Genomic DNA, 13,856 nt, shown 5'->3' with positions numbered 1-13,856 from the left:
TCGAAAATATTTGAATCAGTACAAGGACAATACTAAAAAGTACCAGCCGAAAATCAAATATTTTTTCTTTTTGGATCATATGTTTTTGATTAAGGCTATCTCATCGCAAATTGGAAAGAATTTGCATTTAATGCAATCGGTCCATACTTTATTAGCAGGCAACTCTTCTTTGGGAATTTCCACAAAACCCAAAGTCTCAAAAAAAGCTTTTTTATAGGTCAGCGCAAATACTTTTTGTGCCTCAAGAGCAGCGGCTTCTTCCAAAATGGTATTGACGATATTTTTACCAACGCCTTTACCCCGTGAGGTATCCGATACAATCAGACTTCTCACTTCACCTAACTCTTTTGTGTGAAAATGTAAAGCGCCAAAACCAATCAATACCCCTGATTCTTTTGCTAAGATATAAGACCTAATATTGGTCGCTATCTCATCATTGTTTCGTTCTAAAATAATACCGCTTTTAACTTCTGGGGCAACAAGTGCTTGCATGGCTTCGATGTCTTTAAGCGTTCCTTTGGTATATGTAATCATCATGATTGCCTTGCTGGAAAAATAGAATCAAACAGTGTTTCAAGTGCTTGATTGATTCCGGTTTTTTGACTACTAGAGACGAGTATGGCACCGGGAAACTCTCGCTTTAACGCACTTTTTTCTTTTTGATTTAACTTGTCAGCTTTTGTAAAAATTTGAATCAATTTTTGATCAGGTTTTAAAAGAGATTGAATGTAATCATTGACATTCTCATCAATCTCAAGATGTGGATGTCTGGAATCGAGAAGTTGCACAAAGACGCGAATTGAATGTCGTGATTCTAAAAAATCAGTCAAATGTTTTTGCCACTCATTTTTTAAAGTTTTTGATACTTTAGCATAGCCAAATCCTGGTAAATCGACAAATCGGCACATAAAAGGTTCTTTATCTTTCATAAACTTAATATCAAAAAAGTTTATTAATCTCGTTTTCCCTGGTGTTGCAGAACTCTTGGCCAATCCTTTTTTATTAGCAAATGCATTGATGATTGAACTCTTACCGACGTTACTCCTACCCAAAAATACGACTTCACTCACGCCATCAGGCAAGGAGTCTTTGACACCCTGGGCTGAAGTAACAAAATGTGCCTCTACTATTTGTATCACTTTTTCTTATCCTCAATTTTAAAGATAAACTTCACAGGCTCATTTTTCTTGCTACCTACTTCATAATACCCTTTGTTCTGATCTACATGAATCACATCACCGTAAACTTTTTTATCGGTACTCAGCTCATGTAAAAACGCATTTTTTTCGATAGTATAGCGTGCTAATTTTGGCTCATAAATCAAAACATTACCACTAGCAAAATATTTCTTTTTATTGAGTGTCATGTGTGCTTTTGCATGACCAGTTGCTGTATATTTTATAGGTTTTTTCTCTTTGTCAAAGTCAATAACAATTTTATCAGCTTTCAAATCGTCACTCCCTTTCGTGACATGAACATTTCCTGTAAACGTAGATATTAATTTGGCTTCATTGGCCACAAATTTATCAGCAGTAATTTGAACTTCACTGGCGCTTAATAAGGTCGCTACTAAAACTAAAAGTAAATATTTCAATTATTTATCCATCCTTATGGTTGATTTGACGTTCTTGGCTTCAATTATACCCTCTTGCATCTGGTAGATAAATGAATCCCCTATCGTTTTCATATCTTTTTTGATTAATTCAAACGAAGTTTTACTGCTGAGCACTTTTGTTTTCAAATTGTACTGGACACTTTGGGTATTGAGTGCTAAGTCATCGCTTCGGGTATATTTGACATTTTCAGTAAAATAAAGAATCGAATCTCGCAAGAGAGCCTTATCTGAAATCAAGGTGCTGATGAGATTCAGCTTATCTTTATACAGCACATCAATCTGATAAAATTTATCATAGGCTTTATATTTCTCAACTTTTTTTGAAAAAACGATACTGTTGATTCCTGTTGGTAGGATTTCATAATCCTTGACATCAAACAGCTCAATACTTGGTTGTTCTCCTTTTTTGGGCTTATAATGCAATGCATAGGGATTTTTCGTCAATAAAAATACCATAATCACCAAAAATATTATTAAAAAATATCGTAAGAATTTTACTGCCAAAGTTTTATAAAATCCTCTATCAAATGTTCGTGCTCTAAAATATCCTCAATCATTTCTCTCACCGCGCCCTCACCGCCATTGCAATTTAATACAGTATCGACGGCATTTTTGGCATAGTGATTCGCATTATTAGGACAATATGATCTCCCCACTAAAGACAACACCGCAATATCGTTAAGATCATCACCAATCGCAGCAACGTGTTCAAAACCCAAACCCTCTTGTGCCAAGATTGCTTCTAACTGTTCTTTTTTATTGCTCACCCCTTGATAGAGATAATGAACACCTAGCTCTTTGGATCTTTTATCGACAATACTCGAATGTCTTCCGGTGATAATTGCGACTTTTTTCCCAAGCTTGATCCAAGAGACAATGGCGAGTCCATCTTTGACGTTAAAATTTTTGAATTCTTCACCATTGCTTGCATAAATGATTTTGCCATCACTCATACAACCATCAACATCTAATACCAAAAGTTCAATCATAAGATTCCCTTGGTACTGGGTATTCCGATACGTTCATTTTTGGCTATGGCACGTCTCAATGCCACGGCAAATGCTTTAAAAGCCGCTTCGACGATGTGGTGTCTGTTTTTGCCTCTTTTTTTGATGATATGAGCGCTAATTCCGGCATTCACCACTACTGCCCGAAAAAACTCTTCACAAAGTTCTACATCAAAATCACCAATCTTTCCATCTGTATCTAAATCAAAAACCAGATACGGTCGATTACTTAAATCCATATCGCATTCCACAGCAGCTTCATCCATCACAACAACAGAATTAGCAAATCGCTCGACCTTTTCCAAAGGATAAATCAATCCTTTTAAAAGTGAGCCTAACACAATCCCAACATCTTCGACACTGTGATGAAAATCTACATGAATATCACCCTTGCAATGAATATCCAAGTCGATTAATGAATGTTTAGCAAAAGCCTCCAACATATGATCAAAAAAGCCAATACCGGTATGAATGTTAGATTGCCCTGCACCTGCTAAATCGATTTTGATTGTAATATCTGTCTCTTTTGTTGTTCTTGTTAATGCTGTTTTCATGATAAAACCTTTTTTAATTTCCTACAATAAAGGAGCCTCTAAACAGCCCCTTAGCTATAAAATCTCGCGCCTCTTCTTCGCTTTTGAAACCACTTAAATAAACACGATAAAGTGGTAATCCTTGATATGAGGATCGTTTTACAATGGCACGATATGCCCCTAATACATTGCGGTGTTCTTTGGCATATCGTTGTGCGCCTGCTTGGTTTCTAAAGGCACCAATTTGGACATAGAAATTGTTTAAATCAACACTACGCACTTGTGTGTTGCTCGTATTAATCACCCCGCTAAATCCTATCACTTGCAATCTAACAGGTGCCGTTCCTTTAGTCGCATAACCCAAACGCAATGCCGCCTCATAAGAGAGATCGATGATACGAGTCTTGACAAAAGGACCGCGGTCATTGATACGGACTACGACACTTTTGTGGTTTAACAGATTGGTTACTTTGACCATCGTATTCATAGGCAATGTCTTGTGCGCAGCGGTCATCGCATACATATTGTAAAATTCACCATTTGAGGTCTTGCGACCGTGAAAATCTTTGCCATACCAACTGGCAATACCGCTGTAAGTATCGCCCACACTCACCTTGGTCGGGTAATACGTCTTGCCCCCCACTTGATAAGGACGCATCGTTGCTTTATGCATACTCGACGAATTTTTGATAACCGTACTATGCGATGGAGCACGATTTGGGTTGTAGGCAGCATTTGAAAAAGTATAATTTCGACTACTGCACCCTGCGAAAATCACTAAAGTGACACAAAAAATAAAAAATTTACTGCATTTGAGGTATGACAAGTTTTTCACCTACTCGAATTATCGAATTTCTTTTATTGTTGGCCTGAATCAATGTATTAATGGCCACATTAAATTTATGGGAAACTTTACCGAGCGTGTCACCTTTTCGAATGGTATAGCTGATCATACTTGGCTTCACGATTGGAATAATAAGCGCTTGTTTGATACGAAGCCATTTGGATTTTAAATGATTATAATCTTTAATAATGTGATAATTAATACCATAGCGTCTTGCGATTTTATGGAGGGAATCACCCTTTTTCACCCGATAGACAAAAAATCTGTTGTTGCTTTTCTTTGGATTATAATTTTGTTTAAAGTCTGCTTGTTTGTTATAAGGCAAATAAATCGTGTATTTCCCTTTTGCAGGGGGCACAAAATCGTAACGCAATTGTGGATTATAAGAGCGTATCTCTTTTAAGGAGAGTCCGATACTAGCAGCGACCGCACCCAAAGAAGTCCCTTGTTTGACCTCAACCTTTGCAAATGTCTCAGCACTGCCGCCATTTAGAAGATAATCAGAGTTGTTTTCGATAATAAAATCTGCACTATTAGCCAAACTTTCCATCATGACAATTTTGCGAATATAGAGACGACTCTCTCGTGGAAGGTATCGTTTTCTATCATTGAGTAAGACATTAAGATTATCACTTTTTGCTCGCTTAATCGCTTTGAGCAGTGTGCCTTCACCACAATTATATGCAATGGCTGCAAGATACCATTTGCCAAATATATTATGCAAATATTTCAAATATTTAATCGCTGCCTTGGTGGATTTGATGGGGTCCTTTCGCTCATCAACATACGTATTAATCTTCAGACCAAAATGCTTAGCTGTTGCTGGCATAAATTGCCATAAGCCCACTGCTTTGGCTTTAGAATAAGCATTAGGTGCAAAATTTGATTCTGCCATCGCAAGATATAAAAAGGCTTTGGGGATACCTGAATCATTGATAAGTTTACGCAAATAAGGAACAAATCGATTGCCCTCTTCTAAGACTTTTAGAAAGTGTTTTGTCCGATAACGGTTCATTTTGTCTTTCATCGAGATAAACGTTTTATCCTTTAAGAAAGTAGAATCAATATCGAAACTTTTTAATACCTTTACTTGCTCTTGGAAGTTATTTTGTGTCACTAAAAAAGCGTCACTGCTTTGTATCAACAAGACTAAAACTAATATAATTCTAAGCATCTGGCCCCTTTGCGTCACAGCGTCTAAAATGTATTATTTTAGCTAAATTAGGCTTGAAAATGCTTTAAAAAGTCGCGCAGCGTTATGCGTCGTCAAATCTTCGATCTCACGAACACTCAAATTTAGTGTTTGTGAGAGCTTCTCTACGACCAATTCTGTATAAGCTGGTTCATTTCTTTTACCCCGATAAGGATGGGGTGTGAGATAAGGGGCATCGGTTTCAATCAGCAGTCTCTCTTTGGGAATTTCAGGTACGATAGCGACGAGATTTTTTGCATTTTTAAATGTCAAAACGCCTCCAATTCCAAAATAAAAACCCAATTTATGCAATGGCAACAAATGCTTTGAAGCATTGTAGCAATGCAAAACGCCTCCAACTTTGCCCGCATCATTCTCTTCTAATACGTGACGACTATCGTCATTTGCATCTCGAATATGGATGATTAATGGCTTATTCAACTCTTTGGCCAGTTGGATTTGTTTGGCAAAAATCTCTTTTTGTTTTTGCTTTATCAATGCTTTTTGGGCATCATCCTCAGGAAGTCTAAAATAATCCAATCCACACTCTCCCACCGCAATACAGCGTTCGTCTTCTAAAAAGGTTCTCAATACGGTTTCATCATATCCATCAATACAATCAGGATGTACCCCTGCTGCATAAAAAATATTAGGATATTGGTGTGAAATCTCCCGTGCATGTTGCAAATCTTTGATATCGGCACCTGGTATCAAAAAGGCTTTGACATTATGAGCTTCAGCTCTTTTAATCACCTCATCCAAATCTTCGTAGTATCTCTCATCATCAAGATGACAATGTGTATCTATAATCATAATATATCTCTTTTTCTTTAATCTTTATTTCCAGCCATCAGTGAACTTGCAAATTCTAAAGCTGCTTCATGGATTTTTTCACCACTGACCATACGTGCCAACTCTTCGACACGCTCTTCTTTATCCAACAATCGCACATGACTACCATGGTCATCTTTGGAAACCAAAAAATGCATATCCGCGCGTGATGAGAGTTGTGGCTGATGTGAAATCGCAAATATTTGATATTTTTGGGATAAAACTTCCAACACTTTTGCCACGCTCATTGACTCTTTTCCGCTTAAATTTGAGTCAATTTCATCCAAAATCAAAACACCCCCATCGCTTCTTAGAAACTCTTCTCTCGCTGCTAAAAACGCCAATCTTAGTCTGTTGTATTCACCGGAGCTAATTTTTTTGACTTCAACGCTTCCAAGATTCACAACCAAAGCATCAATACCATAATCATCCAACTCTTTTTGCTGGGATTCCACACGCACTGATGGCATATAAAGCATCTGCAAATAATGATTGATGCGTTGGTTCATAATCTCTAATTGCTCGCCTCTCGTTTTGGATAGTTGCTGGGCTAAATGTTCAACTTCGGTGCGTGCTTTGGCATATTTTTTTTCTAAATTTTGTTTTTCAAAAGAGATATTTTCATAAGCTTCTAGTTCTTTTATTTTCTCTTCTTTATAAGCAAGTGCCGCTTCAATACTACCGTGACGTTTTTTCAAACTGGCAATCTTTTCGATGCGATCTAACATCGTTTCTATATCAATATCTTCTAAATTATTCAACAAGTCTTTTTGTATCTCAAATTGATTTCTCAACTCATTCATACACTCATCAAAAAACGTACTCTCTGTTTCTATCAGTTGCAAGGCTTCTATCACGTTTGATTCAAAATCAAAGATACCATAAGCACTATCAAGCGCCGTTTGCATCTTCTCTTTTTTGGACAAGGATTTTTTGAGAGACATGAGCGTTTCATCTTCACCAATTTTAGGGTCAATATCGTTGATTTTATTAATCTCAAACTTCGCAAATTCTTTGAGTTCTTCGATTTTGTTCTCTTTTTCTTGAATTGTCTTGAGTGCATTATCTAATGTTTTGTAGGCATCATATTTTGCTTTAAAATCTTTCAAATTTTTCCTATGAGGCGGGTGATTGTGAGTACATATCGCATCTAAGAACTCCAAGAGCCTTTCATTTTCAAACTCACCATTATCTTTGACACTCAAATAGCTAAGAAAATTTTTGGAGAGTTCATTGATACTCTTTTTAGAGATATTTTGAGAATTTACAAAATATCGCGTCGTTTTCGAGCGCATCAACTTAAAAACATTGGCTGGCTCATTCACAATGCCATACGCCTCCATATCCAACTGGTGTAAGACCGTAGCTTCAATCAACAATGCTTTTGCATCGCTAAAACCAAAAAGTGATAAAATGGCCTGCATCAATACAGATTTCCCCGCACCACTAGGCCCCGTAAAAGCAATCAATCCCGGAGCAAAGTGTAATTCACAATCTTTAAAAGAAAAATGCTCCCTCAAATAAAGACGTTCTATCATCAGTTTCCCCAGCTTAATTTATCTCGTAAAGTATTAAAATAATTGCGCTCTAGCGTATGAATGAGTTTCGCACTCTTTTGCGCTATCTTAATGGTGACTTTTTCAAAATCTCGCATTTTGTATCTATCTTGTCCATCAATCACGATGAGAATATCATCATCACTTTGAAACTCCACTTCAAAATTCACAGGCAAGACAAGCGGGCGCTGTGTCAGTGAATGTGGACAGATGGGCGTGAGTATCAACGCTTCTGTCAAAGGATACACCACCGGACCGCCGGCTGAGATGTTGTAAGCAGTTGAGCCCGTAGGTGTTGAGACAATCAAACCATCTCCGCGATATACATTGATAAGATAATCATTGACAGAAGCGGCTATGGTTGACATCGATGAGGCATTATCTCTCGCAAAAATGACGTCATTAAAAGCGACAATATTTTTGGTTTTGCTATTGTGTTCTAGAGAAATTTCGAGCAACATTCTCTCATCAATTCGATAATTTCCCAAAAACATATTATCAATAAACTCTTCAATTTCATCTGTTTTAATATCAGTCAAAAATCCCAATTGCCCTGCATAAACACCCAAAATTGGTTTATTGTAATTAAAACTTCGGCGACACAATGAAATCAAGGTACCATCACCACCGAGTGCTATTAGAAAATCACTTTTTTTGCACATATCATTAAAATCTACACCCGTGCATCCTAAGTTTTTGGCGCTATCTTCAGCAACCAAAAGTTTGACACCATATTTTTCAAGCACATCGTGTATCTCATGATAATACTTTTTGAGGGTTGTATCATGAGGCTTACTAACCAGTCCGACACACCCGATTGATTCTATTTTATGTGTATTTTCTAATATTTTCATAATGACTGACAACCTCACAAATTTCTTGGCTTATACATCAGAACCTTCTCGTTTGATAAATTGTACAAAAAAAAGGATAAAAATAGCCAAAATAAAAGATGTCACAAAACTAACAATGACAATCAAAGCTCTTTTTGGTTTTGCCTTATCTTTGACATCAGGGATATAGGCCTTACTGATAATTTTAACTTTATAATATTTGCTGGTATTGATGTAAATTTTTTGTTTCACCAAACTTGATACTAATTTTGCCAGCTCTGTTTTTAACTCAAGATTTTCTGTCTTTCTTAGCTCTTCTTTATATTTTGATATTTGCAAATCAATATCTGTTATATTTCTATTGATAAGATAGTGTGTTGTATCACTCAAAAAATGATCCAAAACATACATGGCCATCTCTCTTGATGGTAATGTCACCGAGACGGTAATCATCCCGGTTTTTTTATCAGAACTAATCGCAATACTTTTTTTCAGATATTTATAGATTTCAAAATCTGTCATTTTATCTCGTTGCGCACTACTATGAAGTAAACGATAAAGTGCGTCAAATCCTAGTGCAAAAATATAATCATGATGGGCATCACCACGTTTCACCATAAGATCAATTTTTCTATTTTTGATAAATGTGTGCATAAAAGCATAATTGCTCAATAATGCTTGAAATGCTACATCAGGTGTCACTCCGGAACTGCCACCAATATTGACCCCTGCCAATGAAGCGAGCGAACCCAAACTTCCTAAATTTGCACCATGTGACTCTTCTTGTGGTGCGAGTGTGGTACTAATGGTGTATTGATTAGGAACACTGAGGGTGTAGACTATTGTCAACGACGTAATGACAAACACGAAAATAGCAATCCACACGCGCCCCTTCCAAATCGTGGCAAAGAGTTCTCTTAAATCAATCTCATCTTCTTGGATCATCTGATTTTGCATTAGAGTGCTCCTACTGTCTTGAGTGAAGCTGCCGTCACGGCTAACTGATAGAGAATCGATGATGCGTCTTTGGCGATACCATACCATGTTGATGTTTTGATTTGAATTGGCACGACAATGACATCACCCGCATGCACGGTGATATTACTGTTGAAATATCCAAAGTCACCTTTTTCACTCATGCCATTAGCGTGTACCACAAAAAAGACGCTATCTGCACTTGCTGTGATACCGCCTGCTTTTTTAATATAAGAGATGGCATCCTTGTCATCATACACAAAAGCGGTCGGACTGATTACCTCACCCATCACAGAGACAGAATTTTGTCGTGGTGGTATGTAGATAGTATCATTGTTTTCAAGAGTAATATTATAAGGAGAGCTTTTGAATTTCTCCAAATTTCTCTCAATATTAATACTAATTCTTCCAACTGGTTTGAGATCATGATAGTTTTTTATCAACGAATCAATCGCATCAATGAGATTTTTAGAGTCCACACTACTCTCTCCAATATCTTTGGCAGAAGCGGCCACAATAGCAACTTTTTTCTTGAGTTTATAGAGTGATTCTTGTACCCGTTTTTGATTGGCTTTTTTTACAGATTCTCGTGTCAAAACAGCACCATATAAATAAGCATCTTTGTTGAATCCGCCTGCTCTTTTTAAGACATCATAAACCGTATCGCCTGTATTAATCACATAGTTGCCAGGATAACGCACTTCACCTTTAACACTCACGACTTTTCGGTCAAACCATTCAGGAATCCGCTTGACATAAACTTCATCATAAGGTTGAATCTGCATGTTTAAATCTTTTGTCGATAGCTCCATAATCTTGCGAGTTCGTGTCCCATTTTTGATACGATAGCGTACTAATTCTATGTGGTTTTTATCTGCTCTGTCTGTAAAACCTGAGCACATTGAAATTAAATCTTGCAAGGTCATATTCTTTGAAAAATGATGAATATTAGGCTCATTTACTTCACCATAAACGCTGACGGGTTTTAAAGGAGAAAAATTATAATAATCATAGAGACGAATCTCATCATAAGGATGCAAAAGTAGATTGAGATTTTTGTCATAATTTACAAATTTAACCGTCGGCATCATAGTCTTATCATAGCTTGTAATTTGTACTTTTTTTGTATCAAACGGAGAGAGAATTCCCGCTGAATTGATGGCATCTTTAAGGTTCATTCCCTTTAAATACTGAAATTTTCCCGGTTTTTTAACCATATCACCGGAGACTTTGATGTATTGATTAGGAGCAATTTCATGTGTGTTAAAGATGTAAATGGTATCTTTTTGTTTGAGTTTAATATTTTTGGGGTGATTCAAATCAAAAGAGACGATGGATTCATCAAATCTTTTAATCAACCCATACTTCATATACGTACTTTTGAGATACTCCAACTGGCTCAATAAATCTTTTAAATCACCACTTTTTGGCATCATGTAACTTCCAGGTTTGTCAATATTACCATATACAAATACTTGATCTTTATTGAGTTGGGAAATATCATACACATAAATATCATCCCCATTTTGCAAACGCAGATTTGATTTAATATCTTTAAATAAGACCTTGCTAAACGCATTTTTTACATATCTTTTAATTTTTATTGAGTGACTAGCCCCTTGTGCTTTGATACCTCCGGCATAATGGATAAGTTCTTGAAGTTTCTCACCCGGTTTCAATTCATAAATGGCAGGGATATTCACAGCCCCTCGAAGACGCACTTGCTCTTTTGCTTTTGGAACAAAAACGATATCGCCATTGCGTAATAAGGTCGTATCAACCAATTCTCCATTTTTGATTAATTTATAGAAGTCAATAATCTTAATTGTTTTGGCATTTCTTTTGAGATAGACCTCACGCATACTGCCAATTTTACCGAATCCATGAGCGGCAATCAAAAGATCCTTGATGGTAGAAACTGCTGGTAAATTATAAAGTCCTGGCGCATTCACACTGCCAGTCAGAGATACTTGAATAGAAGAATTTGCTGAGATTTTGACTAAAATTTTAGAGGTTGGGTATGTCGGCTTTAATTTTTTGTTAATCACCTCTTTCACTCCCGCATAGCTTAATCCGGCAACATTAATAGGGCCCAATACTGGCACATTGATATTGCCATATTCATCCACTTTCAAAGTGTAATTTTTATTAATATCTCCATACAAATCAATCGAAATCTGATCTCCTTTGTTGATTATATAATAATCAGGAATAATGAGATTTGACGCATCAATACGATTTTTATTAATAAAAAATTTATCGCCAAATCGTGCTAATTTCTCTTCTTTCACATATTGGCGCTCACTCTGAATTTTTGCAATTGCCTCTTTGTCTGATAAAAATTTCAAAGGGTTGAGCCCTTCTGATAAATTTTTCTTGTTTTCATTCGTAGCAGTCGGTGCATCGGAACTATTTTGCTCATTTGAAATATGATTTTCTATCTTAGGAGTTATGGAAAGATTGGCATCATGATTCTGTTGTTTTGAATTGATAATAGAAGTCACATCTGCCTTACTCATGCCATTTTCGCGCATTGCATTTTGTGCCGCAGGGGTATCTAACAAAGCAGGATTAGCTCTAACTGCCTCTATTAACGATGCTTTATCCAAAGCAAAACTCAAACTACTTAAGCACAAAAGTGCCATCATTATAAATCGAATCACGCGTAACCTTTTAGTGTAAATATAAGTTTATTATAGCATAAAACTTTGTTTTCAAGGCCTTTTGAGCCTCTTATAAGATTTAAATTTTATGGTCGAATTCTGGAATAATTTCTTGTAATTTTTTTATTTTATCGTCACTTTTAACCAATTCATCAATATCATGATTTAATTGCTCAATATCATAATATGTATCTTTAGCAACCATAATAGATTGGTATTGTGTCTGCTTATCTGCTTCATTTATAAGCAATTCTTCGTATAATTTTTCCCCAGGTCTCAAACCTGTAAATTGAATTTCAATATTTTTCTTGCCACTTAATTCAATCATTTTTTTCGCCAAATCATAAATCTTCACCGGCGCACCCATATCAAGAATGAAAATTTCACCACCCTTTGCAATGGCAGCAGTTTGAAGTACCAATTCACACGCTTCGGGAATCAGCATAAAGTAGCGCGTGATTTCAGGATGTGTCACTGTGATTGGACCGCCATTTTCAATTTGTTGTTTAAATTTTGGAATCACCGAGCCACTACTGCCTAAAACATTACCAAATCGCACGGCTACAATCTCAGTATGCTGACTATTGACATTGCCCGCATACAATTCACACACACGTTTCGTTGCCCCCATGACATTGGTCGGGCGTACTGCCTTGTCAGTGGAGATTAATATAAATTTTTGCACCTCATATTTTATCGCCAAATCGATACAATTTTTAGTACCGATAATATTGTTTAAAATCCCCTCTTCAATATTATCTTCCACCAAAGGGACATGTTTATAAGCCGCAGCGTGGATGATGATATCAGGCTGGGTTTTTTGAATCGTTTTTTCGAGTCGCTTACTATCTAGGACACTGTGCATAAAAGTATGCACGTGTTCCGAGCCAATCGCTTCATAAATATTGTAAAGATTAAATTCACTGTGATCAAGTAGGTAGAGTTCATCAGCTCCATATTTCAAGCATTGCTTGCTAATTTCACTTCCGATACTTCCGCCAGCTCCAGTGACCAAAACTTTTTTACCCTTTAAAAAATTAGCAATTGATTCTTTATCCAAATCTTGAGGATGACGGGCTAATAAATCCTCCACGCTAATATCTTTGAGTTGTTCGACAAATGGTGTGTTTGAGAGTATTTTTTCCAATGTTGGTAATATTTTGATATCTTTAAAATAGTGTTCCATATCATTGAAAATTTTCTGAATCACAAGAGGATTTTCAGATGGCAATGCAATGATTAACAAATCCATTTGATTTTTCACACGATTTTTAAATACCTCTTTTGAGATAATCTTAATACCATCAATACTTCGATGCTGCAATTTTGTATCATCATCGATAAAATAGCGAATCTTAAAATGCGAATTGCGATACTCTTCTTCCAGCCGCAACCCAGCTTTTCCCGCACCATAAATAACCAGATTTTTATTTTTTTCCATTTTACTGCGGTTAACATACATATAATACAAATACATAAAAAAATTAATCGTAAAAAGATAGAGGAATAATTCAGAGAGGAAAAAAGATACCGGCAAAACCGTGTAAAAAAATGGCATATAGACCAAAAAAGCCATCATATTGACAAAACTTTTGATCATAAAGGTTTTCTGCGTAGCCTTTGACCATGAGAGGGAATAATCTTTAAAAAGGAGATACGATGCGATGATTCTCGTGAGTATCACAGCGATGATGACATGTATCTCTAAAGATTGATGAAAAATCCAAAAAGTCCAGAAAAAGGTCACCATAGTCAAACACGCTATGATAAGAATATTCAACAATCTTTTGTCAAAAAATGAAAGCAT

The 13,856-nt window shown here is 36.3% G+C and carries 14 protein-coding genes; all 14 read right to left on the bottom strand.

The annotated features are described in order from the left end of the window. Positions 1 to 75: 75 nt before the first annotated feature. On the bottom strand, positions 76 to 534 hold the full coding sequence (locus SFB89_RS04585) for an N-acetyltransferase (RefSeq protein WP_331776053.1): 459 nt from the start codon (positions 532 to 534) through the stop codon (positions 76 to 78). Beyond that, positions 534 to 1,139, bottom strand: coding sequence for a ribosome biogenesis GTP-binding protein YihA/YsxC (gene yihA, locus SFB89_RS04580; protein ID WP_331775768.1), 606 nt, complete (start codon positions 1,137 to 1,139; stop codon positions 534 to 536). Before yihA ends, SFB89_RS04585 begins: the two co-directional genes overlap by 1 nt. After that, on the bottom strand, positions 1,136 to 1,594 hold the full coding sequence (gene lptA / locus SFB89_RS04575; RefSeq protein ID WP_331775767.1) for a lipopolysaccharide transport periplasmic protein LptA: 459 nt from the start codon (positions 1,592 to 1,594) through the stop codon (positions 1,136 to 1,138). Before lptA ends, yihA begins: the two co-directional genes overlap by 4 nt. Continuing rightward, a complete protein-coding gene (gene lptC / locus SFB89_RS04570) occupies positions 1,595 to 2,119 on the bottom strand; it encodes an LPS export ABC transporter periplasmic protein LptC (protein ID WP_331775766.1) in 525 nt (174 codons plus the stop codon). Next, complete coding sequence (locus tag SFB89_RS04565) at positions 2,110 to 2,604, bottom strand: KdsC family phosphatase (protein WP_331775765.1); 495 nt, start codon at positions 2,602 to 2,604, stop codon at positions 2,110 to 2,112. The genes lptC and SFB89_RS04565 overlap by 10 nt, the downstream gene beginning before the upstream one ends. Continuing rightward, the gene (gene hisB / locus SFB89_RS04560; RefSeq protein ID WP_331775764.1) at positions 2,601 to 3,176 is read right to left on the bottom strand and encodes an imidazoleglycerol-phosphate dehydratase HisB; all 576 of its coding nucleotides are present in this window, start codon (positions 3,174 to 3,176) and stop codon (positions 2,601 to 2,603) included. Before hisB ends, SFB89_RS04565 begins: the two co-directional genes overlap by 4 nt. Positions 3,177 to 3,189: 13 nt before the next feature. Continuing rightward, positions 3,190 to 3,981 (bottom strand): septal ring lytic transglycosylase RlpA family protein, encoded by a 792-nt coding sequence (locus SFB89_RS04555; protein ID WP_331775763.1) that lies wholly within the window; start codon positions 3,979 to 3,981, stop codon positions 3,190 to 3,192. Continuing rightward, positions 3,959 to 5,173 (bottom strand): lytic transglycosylase domain-containing protein, encoded by a 1,215-nt coding sequence (locus SFB89_RS04550; protein WP_331775762.1) that lies wholly within the window; start codon positions 5,171 to 5,173, stop codon positions 3,959 to 3,961. The genes SFB89_RS04555 and SFB89_RS04550 overlap by 23 nt, the downstream gene beginning before the upstream one ends. A 42-nt stretch (positions 5,174 to 5,215) precedes the next feature. Next, on the bottom strand, positions 5,216 to 6,004 hold the full coding sequence (locus SFB89_RS04545) for a TatD family hydrolase (protein WP_331775761.1): 789 nt from the start codon (positions 6,002 to 6,004) through the stop codon (positions 5,216 to 5,218). A 17-nt stretch (positions 6,005 to 6,021) separates the two neighbouring features. Beyond that, on the bottom strand, positions 6,022 to 7,560 hold the full coding sequence (locus SFB89_RS04540; RefSeq protein ID WP_331775760.1) for a chromosome segregation protein SMC: 1,539 nt from the start codon (positions 7,558 to 7,560) through the stop codon (positions 6,022 to 6,024). Further along, a complete protein-coding gene (locus SFB89_RS04535) occupies positions 7,560 to 8,432 on the bottom strand; it encodes an NAD(+) kinase (RefSeq protein ID WP_331775759.1) in 873 nt (290 codons plus the stop codon). Before SFB89_RS04535 ends, SFB89_RS04540 begins: the two co-directional genes overlap by 1 nt. Before the next feature lie 30 nt (positions 8,433 to 8,462). Then, the gene (locus SFB89_RS04530) at positions 8,463 to 9,368 is read right to left on the bottom strand and encodes a Wzz/FepE/Etk N-terminal domain-containing protein (protein ID WP_331775758.1); all 906 of its coding nucleotides are present in this window, start codon (positions 9,366 to 9,368) and stop codon (positions 8,463 to 8,465) included. Next, positions 9,368 to 12,049 (bottom strand): SLBB domain-containing protein, encoded by a 2,682-nt coding sequence (locus SFB89_RS04525; RefSeq protein WP_331775757.1) that lies wholly within the window; start codon positions 12,047 to 12,049, stop codon positions 9,368 to 9,370. Before SFB89_RS04525 ends, SFB89_RS04530 begins: the two co-directional genes overlap by 1 nt. Positions 12,050 to 12,128: 79 nt before the next feature. Further along, complete coding sequence (locus tag SFB89_RS04520; RefSeq protein WP_331775756.1) at positions 12,129 to 13,856, bottom strand: polysaccharide biosynthesis protein; 1,728 nt, start codon at positions 13,854 to 13,856, stop codon at positions 12,129 to 12,131.

The sequence above is a fragment of the Sulfurospirillum sp. 1612 genome (genome assembly GCF_036556685.1).
In the GTDB taxonomy this organism is placed as follows: Bacteria; Campylobacterota; Campylobacteria; order Campylobacterales; family Sulfurospirillaceae; genus JAADIZ01.
The sequence above is the reverse complement of the archived record's forward strand: the minus strand, read 5'-3'. Positions and strand labels throughout refer to the sequence as shown.

Coding starts and splice junctions, on each gene's coding strand:
- SFB89_RS04585 (WP_331776053.1), bottom strand. CDS start 534: ATGATTACATATACCAAAGGAACGCTTAAAGACATCGAAGCCATGCAA.
- SFB89_RS04565 (WP_331775765.1), bottom strand. CDS start 2,604: ATGATTGAACTTTTGGTATTAGATGTTGATGGTTGTATGAGTGATGGC.
- hisB (WP_331775764.1), bottom strand. CDS start 3,176: ATGAAAACAGCATTAACAAGAACAACAAAAGAGACAGATATTACAATC.
- SFB89_RS04550 (WP_331775762.1), bottom strand. CDS start 5,173: ATGCTTAGAATTATATTAGTTTTAGTCTTGTTGATACAAAGCAGTGAC.
- SFB89_RS04545 (WP_331775761.1), bottom strand. CDS start 6,004: ATGATTATAGATACACATTGTCATCTTGATGATGAGAGATACTACGAA.
- SFB89_RS04540 (WP_331775760.1), bottom strand. CDS start 7,560: ATGATAGAACGTCTTTATTTGAGGGAGCATTTTTCTTTTAAAGATTGT.
- SFB89_RS04535 (WP_331775759.1), bottom strand. CDS start 8,432: ATGAAAATATTAGAAAATACACATAAAATAGAATCAATCGGGTGTGTC.
- SFB89_RS04530 (WP_331775758.1), bottom strand. CDS start 9,368: ATGCAAAATCAGATGATCCAAGAAGATGAGATTGATTTAAGAGAACTC.
- SFB89_RS04520 (WP_331775756.1), bottom strand. CDS start 13,856: ATGCTTTCATTTTTTGACAAAAGATTGTTGAATATTCTTATCATAGCG.